7 protein-coding genes, 4 tRNA genes and 2 rRNA genes are annotated in these 9979 nt (G+C 34.6%); 12 read left to right on the top strand and 1 reads right to left on the bottom strand.

Features of this window, described 5'->3' with window-relative positions; translation table 11 throughout:
* The 11 genes from BM077_RS13295 to BM077_RS13345 all read left to right on the top strand — a co-directional run.
* Positions 1-292: ribosomal RNA gene (locus BM077_RS13295) — 23S ribosomal RNA — on the top strand; the annotation flags it as partial.
* 57 nt (positions 293-349) lie between these two features.
* A 5S ribosomal RNA gene (gene rrf / locus BM077_RS13300) occupies positions 350-466 on the top strand.
* Between the two features lie 10 nt (positions 467-476).
* Positions 477-551: transfer RNA gene (locus BM077_RS13305), tRNA-Gln, on the top strand.
* A gap of 24 nt (positions 552-575) precedes the next feature.
* Positions 576-651, top strand: a tRNA-Glu gene (locus BM077_RS13310).
* A gap of 28 nt (positions 652-679) precedes the next feature.
* Positions 680-764, top strand: a tRNA-Tyr gene (locus BM077_RS13315).
* A 7-nt stretch (positions 765-771) separates the two neighbouring features.
* Positions 772-846 (top strand) — tRNA-Gly (locus BM077_RS13320).
* Positions 847-999: 153 nt separating this feature from the next.
* Positions 1000-1521 carry a cell division protein ZapA gene (zapA, locus tag BM077_RS13325; RefSeq protein ID WP_176941741.1) on the top strand — a complete coding sequence of 174 codons (522 nt, stop codon included), beginning with the start codon at positions 1000-1002 and terminating at the stop codon, positions 1519-1521.
* A 3-nt stretch (positions 1522-1524) separates the two neighbouring features.
* On the top strand, positions 1525-2013 hold the full coding sequence (locus BM077_RS13330; RefSeq protein WP_089751161.1) for a CvpA family protein: 489 nt from the start codon (positions 1525-1527) through the stop codon (positions 2011-2013).
* A gap of 25 nt (positions 2014-2038) precedes the next feature.
* Entirely contained in the window at positions 2039-3721 is a 1683-nt protein-coding gene (polX, locus tag BM077_RS13335; protein WP_176941740.1) for a DNA polymerase/3'-5' exonuclease PolX, read from the top strand.
* Positions 3722-3752: 31 nt separating this feature from the next.
* Complete coding sequence (locus BM077_RS13340; protein WP_089751157.1) at positions 3753-4706, top strand: Nif3-like dinuclear metal center hexameric protein; 954 nt, start codon at positions 3753-3755, stop codon at positions 4704-4706.
* A gap of 18 nt (positions 4707-4724) precedes the next feature.
* Positions 4725-7112 carry an endonuclease MutS2 gene (locus BM077_RS13345; protein WP_089751155.1) on the top strand — a complete coding sequence of 796 codons (2388 nt, stop codon included), beginning with the start codon at positions 4725-4727 and terminating at the stop codon, positions 7110-7112.
* 114 nt (positions 7113-7226) lie between these two features.
* Here BM077_RS13345 and BM077_RS13350 read toward each other — a convergent pair whose 3' ends face one another.
* Entirely contained in the window at positions 7227-9620 is a 2394-nt protein-coding gene (locus BM077_RS13350) for a penicillin-binding protein 1A (RefSeq protein WP_089751153.1), read from the bottom strand.
* A 198-nt stretch (positions 9621-9818) separates the two neighbouring features.
* Between BM077_RS13350 and BM077_RS13355 the strand changes: the two genes are divergently transcribed.
* Positions 9819-9979: helix-turn-helix domain-containing protein (locus BM077_RS13355; protein ID WP_143079010.1), on the top strand; the 161-nt coding region annotated here is incomplete at its 3' end.

Here is a 9979-nt window from a genome sequence, read left to right on the forward strand (position 1 = left end):
TCCCTATCCGTCGTGGGCGGAGGAAACTTGAGTGGAGCTATCCCTAGTACGAGAGGACCGGGATGGACATACCTCTGGTGAACCAGTTGTCTTACCCAAGGCATAGCTGGGTAGCTAAGTATGGATACGATAAGCGCTGAAAGCATCTAAGCGCGAAGCAAACCTCAAGATAAGGTTTCCCATAGAGTTAATCTAGTAAGATCCCTGGAAGACTACCAGGTAGATAGGCCAGAGGTGTAAGGACAGCAATGTTTTTAGCTGACTGGTACTAATAGATCGAGGGTTTGATCTAGATAAATAAATTATAATTAACATTGTGCAGTTTTGAAAGTGCAATTGAAAAAAGTTTTCCGGTGGTAATTGCGGAGGGGTCACACCTGTTCCCATTTCGAACACAGCAGTTAAGTCCTCCAGCGCTGATGGTATTGCAAGGGTAGCCTTGTGAGAGAGTAAGTCGCTGCCGGATCTTATTTTGATGGGATGTCGCCAAGTGGTAAGGCACAGGACTTTGACTCCTGTATTCGCTGGTTCGAATCCAGCCATCCCAGCCATTCATTAATTTACAATTTAACTAGGCCCCCATCGTCTAGTGGCCTAGGATACCAGGTTTTCATCCTGGCGGCAGGGGTTCGAATCCCCTTGGGGGTGCCATTTTCAATAACTGTAAACTGAATACCGTGGAGGGATGCCCGAGTGGCCAAAGGGAGCAGACTGTAAATCTGCCGGCGATGCCTTCAAAGGTTCAAATCCTTTTCCCTCCACCATTAATGTGCGGAAATAGCTCAGTGGTAGAGCGTCTCGTTGCCAACGAGAAGGTCGCGGGTTCAAATCCCGTTTTCCGCTCCATTTTTATTTTGAGAGTAAAAGACTATCTTTAGAAGGTAGTCTTTTTTTATTTTGCAGGATTTTATTTATCTTTCTTGAAATAATATATAGTTATTCTTAGCTTATCATAGATTCAAAAGGCTTAAGAATATAATTGAGCAGGAGGTAATTAATTTGAGTATAGATGAAAAACTGGAAAATAAAAAGGCTAAAGTTGAAATTTTTGGTGATGAATATGTTATTAAAGCGGAGGAAGAGTCAGTAGAGTATATTGAAAGAGTAGCTCAATATGTGGACCAAGAATTGCAAAGAGTTAATAATAAACAGACAAGATTAAGTCGGATAAGAGTGATGGTCCTGGTTGCTATGAATTTAGCTGATAAATATTTTAAAGCTAATGAAGCAAGAGATAAAGTGAAACAACGTATTAAAAGAAAAGAAGTTGAAATCAAAAATATAAAGAAACAATACAAAAAATTAAGTAATGAACATAATAATTTAAAAAAGAATTATAATAGTTTAAAGAAGCAATATAATGAATTGAAGGATAAAAAGCATGAATTAGAAAATAAAAATGATGAATTTCAACAAAAGCATGATAATCTTCAAGAAAAGTATGATGAACTAAAGAATGCTTATCATAATTTAGAGGATGAATATGAAGCATTCCTTATTGAATTTGATAAGGAGGATTAGTAGATGGTTGGAATTAATTTATTCGATTTAGGAATAATAATTATTATAATCGTTTCTATATTAAGAGGTTATCAGATAGGATTAATTAGACAAGTTATCTCGATAATTGCCTTGATTGCTGCTTTTTATTTTGCGATGGAGAATTATCAATTATTAGCTGTTTATTTTAATAAAAATTTGGCTGTATCTATGTCTATCGCAGAAATAATTTCATTTGGATTAATTATAATTGTAGTTAGTGCCATAATAAATATTGTCGGTTACCTACTAAATAAGTTAACTGGACTTTTATTATTATCCATGGTTGATGGGATGGGAGGAGCGCTTTTAGGTTTAGTTAAAGGTGGATTAATCATATATATACTTCTAATTTTAATTAGTAAAGTACCTTTGATGCCTGTGCAGAACTCTATGCAGGCTTCAATTTTTGCTCAGAAGTTTCTTTCTTTAACTCCGGTATTTGAAGAAAAATTGCAGGAGCTTATTCATTAAAATCGTTTTAAGGTGGGAAATGCAGATGTTAGATAATTTAAGAGTGGCTTGGATTTTAAAGGATATAGGAGATTTATTGAAACTTAAAGGAGCTAATTACTTTCAAATCCAATCTTATTATGATGTTAGTAAACGAATTAAGAATCTAGATATAGATATTAGAGAGTTGGCAATGAATGATAAATTACAAGATATTGAGGGGATTGGTGATGGTTTAGCAAGTACTATTAATGAAGTTTTAGATGAAGGGACCTGTGCACGGTATGAGGAGCTAAAGAATGAGATACCGATTGGCTTACTAGAAATTTTAGATTTACCTGGGATAGGTCCTAAGAAGGTTAAACTATTTCATGATGAATTAGGGATCGAAAATCTAGAGGCTTTAAAAGAAGCGGCCGATAACCGTAAATTAAGAAAGTTATCAGGTGTTGGAGCTAAAACAGAATTTAAAATCTTAGATGCTATCAAAAAGTTTAAAGGAAAAGACCAGAAAGTGACGTTAGATTTAGCTACTACAGTATCTGAGGAACTAATAAATATCTGCTCTAGATTTAAAGAAGTAGAAAAGATAGAAGTAGTAGGTGGTTTACGAAGAAAGGAAGAGCTAATCGATGATATTGATCTATTAGTAGCTACTAATAGATCCCAACCATTTATGGAAACAGTTCAAAAGTTACCATTAGTAACCGAAGTAATTAAAAAGAGTGAAGATAGACTTAAGGTAGGGAGTAAATTAGGAGTCGATATTGATATTTTCTTTGTATCAAATAGTAATTTTAGTACTACTTTAGTATTAGCAACAGGAAATGAAGGTCATTATAAGCAGTTATCTGAGTTAGCTAAGGCTAAGAATTGTGAATTGAAAGAAGAAGCAATAACTTCTGAAGAAAAGGTCTATAAAGCTTTAGATCTGCCTTATATTATTCCTGAGATTAGAACTGGTGATAGGGAAATAGAGTTAGCTATGAATGATGACTTACCTACTGTATTGAAGATTGAGGATATTAAAGGTGATTTACATATGCATACTAAATGGAGTGATGGGGGCAATACTACCTATGAAATGGCAGTAGCCTGTCAAGAAAAAGGGTATGAATATTTAGCAGTCTGTGATCATTCACGCTCTTTAGGTATAGCAGGAGGTCTTAGCTTAGATGACTTAAGGAAACAGATGGTAGAGGTTGATAGAGTTAATGAGAAGCTTGAGAACTTTCAGGTGCTAAAAGGGGCAGAAGTTGATATTCTATATAATGGAGATTTAGATTATCCAATTGATATTTTAGAAGAATTAGATATTGTGGTAGCCTCTATTCATTCTGGCTTCAAACAAGCAGAAGAGCAGATGACTGAACGTATTTTAAATGCTCTAGAGCATGATGAAGTAAATATATTAGCGCATCCTACTGGTAGATTATTAGGTAAGCGTGATGGCTATGCTGTTGATATTAAGCGTGTAATAAGCAAAGCAGTAGAGACAGATACTATTCTAGAGATTAATGCTTCGCCTGAACGCTTAGATTTAAGTAGTGATAATTTACGATTGGCTAAAGAAGCAGGAGCTAAAATAGCGATTAATACCGATGCTCATAATATACAGCAACTAGAGAATATGTCTTTTGGAGTTTATAATGCACGCAAAGGATGGATTGAACCTAAGGATGTAGTTAATACATATTCATTATCTGAATTATTAGCTTGGATTAATTGATTAAAATACTATACTCAAGGAGGAATTAGCTATGAAATTAAAAGAGATATATGAATTAGCGATTGAAACAGGGATTGATGTAGATCCTCGTGGAGAAGAGGAAGTAAAAGAAGAATTAGATAGAATCAATAAGAAGTATGAAAAGATGGATGAAGAGGAAAAGAAAGAGTTTGATAAGGAGGAATTAAATAATCCTTATTCAGATACAAGAGTATTATATGGTGATTTAGATAGAGAGGTAAACAAAGTATTAGTAGGAATAGATATAGATGTAGGTGAGGTTCTAATTGCTGATAGACTGAATGAAAAAGGTGACGGGATCGATTTAGTAATGGCCCATCATCCAGAAGGGAAAGCATTAGCTGCTTTACATCAAGTAATGCATATGCAAGAAGATATTTTACATAAGCATGGAGTACCTATTAATGTTGCTGAAGGAATTATGGCGGAACGGATTAGTGAAGTTGAACGAGGCATCATGCCCTTAAATCATAATAAAGCTAGGGATGCAGCTAGATTATTTGATATTCCTTTAATGTGTGTTCATACTCCAGCAGATAATTTAGTAACAGATTATTTGCAAAGTAAGATTGATGAAGAAGATCCAAAACGAGTAGAAGATGTAGTTAAATTATTAAAAGAGGTACCGGAATATAGAGACGCAATTGGAGTTAAGGCGGGCCCTAAAGTAGTCGTTGGTAGTGAAGAGAGAAGTGCTGGTAAGGTTGTAGTTGATATGACTGGAGGCACCGGCGGTTCTAAGGAAGCTTTTGAAAATCTATCACAAGCGGGAGTAGGTACTTTAATCTGTATGCATATTGGTGAAGAGCATCGCAAGAAAGCAGAAGAGAATCATATTAATGTAGTAATTGCTGGGCATATAGCTAGTGATTCGATTGGCATGAATTTGTTCCTTGATAAATTAAAAAGTAAAGGAATTGAAGTAGTTTCTTGTTCAGGTCTAATTAGAATAGAAAGAGATTAATAGGAGGGGTAGTCGGTTTTGAGAGAACATGTACTAGAAATATTAGAATATAATAAGATAAAAGAACGATTAGCCAAACATACAACTTCTAGATTAGGCCATAAATTAGTTGTGAATTTAAAACCGGTTAGTGACTTACAATATATAAATCAGCGACAGGAGGAAGTTACTGCCGCTAAAAAGATTTTAAATAGAGAAGGTGGCGTCCCGTTAGGTGGTATTAGAGATATTACAGAGGCACTGAAAAAAAGTAGTAAGGAGATTACTCTAGATGGTAAAGAGTTATTAGATATTGCTAATACTTTACGGGCTGGACGTAAATTAAAACGTTATTTATTAGGTTTAGAAGATGAAGAAGATGAATATAGAACTGTCATGAAACATGTAGTGCAGATTAAGAAGTTTCAGTCATTAGAAAGAACGATTCAGAAAGCAGTTGATGACCAAGGAAGAGTGATGGATTCAGCCAGTAGTAAATTAAGAAATATTCGACGTAAAATTACTAATTATAGTCAGCGGATTAAGGATAAGTTGAACTCTATCTTAAACTCAAGTAAGTATAAAAAATTTATTCAAGATTTTTTAGTAACAGTAAGAGACGAACGTTATGTAATTCCGATTAAGAGTCAATTCCAAAGTAAAGTAGAAGGAATTGTTCATGACCAGTCGGCAAGTCGCCAGACTGTCTTTATTGAGCCGATGGCTGTAGTTAAATTAAATAATGAATTAAGGAGTTTAAGGTCAAAAGAAGAAGAAGAAATTTATCGTATCTTAACGGAATTAACCTCTGAAGTAAGAAAAAAATTAACTGGTATTAAAGAGACATTAAAATTATTAGCATTCTTAGATTTTACTTTTGCTAAAGCAAAATATAGTCAAGAAATTAGTGGTGCAGAACCTTTATTAAATGAAGAACAGAATATAAAATTAGAAAAAGCTAGGCACCCTTTAATTCCTCAAGAAGAGGTAGTTCCAATTAGTGTTCAGTTAGGTGATAGATTTAATACTCTGGTGATTACTGGACCGAATACAGGAGGTAAGACTGTTACTCTAAAGACAGTAGGCTTGCTTACATTAATGGCACAGGCAGGTCTGCATGTTCCGGCATTATCCGGTTCAAAATTAGCTGTCTTTGATCAAGTTTATGGAGATATTGGTGATGAACAGAGTATTGAACAGAATTTAAGTACTTTCTCTTCTCATATGACTAGGATCATAGAAATTTTACGCAAAGCTGAAAAGAATACTTTAGTTTTAATTGATGAGATCGGAGCCGGGACTGATCCTACTGAAGGTGCAGCGCTTGGAATGTCTATTCTAGAAGAACTGCATAATAGAGATATTAATACTATTGCAACGACTCATTATAGTCAATTAAAGGCTTTTGCCTATCAAAAGGACGGAATTGAGAATGCTTCGGTTGAGTTTAATGTAGAGACTTTAAGACCAACTTATAGATTGCAAATGGGACTACCTGGTCGAAGTAATGCTTTTGAAATAGCTAATAGATTAGGTTTAGATCATGATATAATTGAACAGGCACGGAATATGTTGAGTGAAGAGCAGATACAGGCTGATGAGATTATCCAAGATATTGAAGAGAGCAAGAAGAGTATTGTTGAAAATGAAGCGGATATTAAGAAACAGAAAGAAGAAGTGGAAGCTTTAAAAGAAGAGTATAAAGACAAATTAGCAGAATTAAAGCAACTTAAAAAGAAAATTAAAAAAGATGCTTACAAAGAAGCAGAAGAGATTATTGATGAAGCCAAAAATAAGGTAGATAAAGTGATTAAGGAAGTAAAGACTCAGACTGAGATTGATCGACGTCAAATAGATAGAGCTAAGAGTAAATTAGATAGGCATAGTCACCAATTAGATAATAGACGTACAGATATAGAGACAGAACTTCATGAAGAAGAACTTGAGAATGCCCCCAAAGGGTTACAGGAAGGGGAACAAGTTCGAATTAAAGATTTAAATAGAGAAGGAGAAGTAGTAGAAGTATTATCTAATAAGGAAGAAGTAGTGGTGCAAGCAGGGCCAATGAAAGTAAATGTGGATATTAATCGTTTAGAACGAATAGATGACGATGAGATTAATAAATCTACAAAACAGGTTGGGAAAAGTGCTAGTATTAACCGTATTAGAAGTAAAAAATCAAGACGAATTTCACCTAAATTAGATCTAAGAGGTTTAAGAGCTATGGAAGCTAAAGAGAAGACGGATAAATATCTAGATGATGCTTATTTAGCAGGAATCTCTAAGGCAGAAATTGTTCATGGGAAAGGTACCGGAGTTTTAAGGGAAGTAGTCCATGATCTATTAGAGGAACATCCCCAAGTCATTGATTATAGGTTGGGGCAAGAGAAAGAAGGCGGTTTGGGAGTTACTATAGTTGAGTTCTAATTATATATGTAGGATACAAAAAAGGTTAGGCGTAATTACGCCTAACCTTTTTTATTTAGATAGAAAATTATATTTAATTTTAAATTCTGGATAACTTCTAGTTAATATACTTTATTAATTCTCTAACATATCAAAGAAGTTCCAGAACTTCTTTTTAATCTTATTAGTACCATTCTTTAATCTATCTTGTAAAGAATCAGGAGCGTGAACAGTACATTTCTTATCTGGCATACGTTCATAAATATACTCTCCGGCTTCATTGCGAAGCGGAACTCCAGTTTTTTCATCTACTAACTTAATCGGCACTCCATTTTCATCTACTCTAATATGAGTTTCTTTTTGATACGTGTAGGTCTGAATATCTTCTGGTGGACAATAATTAGTTGCTAATAGACCGGTTGAATTATCAACTTTCACCTTAATAGTAGGCTTGTGTAGTGTGCCTACTTTAGTTGGTTCAGTACCTTTAATAAAGATTTCCTCACGAATACTATCCTCTGGACAATATTCATTCGGCAACAATCCACTTTCAATACAGATTTCTTTAGTGATTATATTATTTGGTCGATTAAAGTCCTTGACCGGTTTATTTCTGACTACTTTACGCATGTATTCGCCCCATAGCTTAGCGGCTTCAGCACTAGATATAGTTTCAGTCTTTAGCTTATCATTTTTATCTTTAATGATATTTCCATTTTTGTCCCGAAGTTTATATTCCATCTTAGTAGGGACATCTTCGCCAATCCAGACACTAGTTACTACTTCAGGAGTATAACCGACAAACCAAGCATCAGTATAGTTAGAAGTAGTTCCGGTCTTTCCGGCAGCAGGACGTCCTAAATTGGCTCGCCATCCTGTCCCCCAAACTAAAGGACCACGAGATAGAACTGAACGTAACATATCAGTTACTAGATAGGCTACATCTTGAGATAATACTATCTCTTTTTCTGGGTCATTTTCAAAGATGATATTTCCTCTGCTGTCAACTACTTTTGTAATTGCTACTGGATTTACTTTAATTCCCTGATTAGCTAAGACTCCATAAGCAGAAGCCATTTCTAAAGGAGTTACTCCCTTAGTTAGTCCCCCTAGAGCTAAAGCTAGAGTATTATCATTCTTTTTACCTTGTTCAACTAAGCTAGTAACTCCCATCTTTTTAACTGTCTTTATCGTATCCTGAATGCCTACTTTTTTTAATAACTTAACTGCCATTACATTAATTGATTTGGCTAATCCCATTCTTAAAGTAGTAGGACCGCGGTATTTTCCATCATAATTTTCAGGAATCCAGACTTCATCTGTATTAATTCCTGTTTTATAGGCAGCAGGCATATCACTGATTACAGAACCAGGGGAATAACCTTCCTCGACAGCTGTAGTATAGACGAAAGGTTTAAAAGCAGAGCCTGGTTGACGATAAGCTTGAATGGCACGATTATATTTATCATTACCATGACCACCAATCATTGCCTTAATATGTCCGTTTTGTGGGTCAATAGTTATTAAAGCTATCTGTGGTTGTTTCAACCCTTGTCCTTCCTCTTTTTCTACAGTTGGGATGTAAGTTTCAAAAGCATTATTAACTGTTTTTTCTGCTTTTATCTGCATATCATAATTGAGAGAAGTATAGACTTTTAAGCCGCTATTATAGACAGCTTGGGCTCCATACATATCAATTAACTTATTGCGAATATAACTAACAAAGTAAGGGGCACGGTCTTCATGTCTTTTTAATCCTTTATCAGTTTTAATTGCTGTTTCTTTAGCAGTTTCAGCTTTAGCTTCACTAATGTAACCATATTTAGCCATCTGATTCAATACAATATTTCTTCTTCGTTTGGCTGCTTCCAAATTGTTATAAGGTGAATAATAGTTAGGCGCCTTCGGTAGTCCTGCTAATAATGCACTTTCTGCTAAAGTTAAATCTTCAACATCTTTATTAAAATAAAATTTAGCAGCTGTTTGGACTCCATAAACGCTGTGGCCTAAGTATATTTCATTAAGATAGAACTCTAAAATTTCTTTCTTAGTATAGGTTCTTTCAAATTGAATAGCCAAGTAAGCCTCTTGAATTTTACGATAAATAGTGCGTTCATGAGTTAAGAGAGCATTCTTAGCTAACTGTTGAGTAAGGGTGCTTCCACCCTGGACAATTTCACCTTTTGTAATATCAACCCATAAAGCACGAGCAATAGCCCAAGGGTCTACTCCATAATGCTCATAGAAGCGATTGTCTTCTATAGCTACAATAGCATTCTGTAAGCTTTCTGGAATTTTAGAGATAGGCACATAGTCACGATTTTCTTGATATAACCTTGAAAGTAACTTATTATCTTCGGAATAGAGCATAGTTGCTTCACTAGGCTTCCAGCGACCATAGTTAGATATATCAGGAGCTTCTTGAATAATCCAGGTAACAGAGCCAACCACGGCTCCAGTAAACATGGTAAATAATAATATGACAACAATAAATGCTATCTTTTTAAAATTAGAACCTTTTTTACTCATGACAAACTCTCCTTTCCGCCTATATTATAACATAAAACAAAAAATATATATAGTCTAAAGGCTATAAAGTCATAAACAAATTCTTAGCAAAGGAACATTGTATAATTAAATGCACAGGATAAATAAAAAGGTGACACATACCAATACCTCATATATAATGTTAACTAACCAAAGAAAACATTTATGGAGGTATCAGGCATGTGTCAAGATAATTATACCACAGAAAATAGGAAAGGGAAACATTTAAAATGGGAAGAAAGAAAAATTATAGAGCATTTATATAATATTCAAGAAAAATCAATAACTAAAATAGCGGAGGAACTAGATAGACACAGAACTACAATAAGCAGAGAAATAAA

It is taken from the genome of Candidatus Frackibacter sp. WG13 (assembly GCF_900114655.1).
In the GTDB taxonomy this organism is placed as follows: Bacteria; Bacillota; Halanaerobiia; order Halobacteroidales; family Acetohalobiaceae; genus Frackibacter.

Excerpts from the sequence above, each read along its gene's own strand:
- BM077_RS13330 (WP_089751161.1), top strand. The coding sequence starts at position 1,525 with ATGGTTGGAATTAATTTATTCGATTTAGGAATAATAATTATTATAATC.
- polX (WP_176941740.1), top strand. The coding sequence starts at position 2,039 with ATGTTAGATAATTTAAGAGTGGCTTGGATTTTAAAGGATATAGGAGAT.
- BM077_RS13340 (WP_089751157.1), top strand. The coding sequence starts at position 3,753 with ATGAAATTAAAAGAGATATATGAATTAGCGATTGAAACAGGGATTGAT.
- BM077_RS13350 (WP_089751153.1), bottom strand. The coding sequence starts at position 9,620 with ATGAGTAAAAAAGGTTCTAATTTTAAAAAGATAGCATTTATTGTTGTC.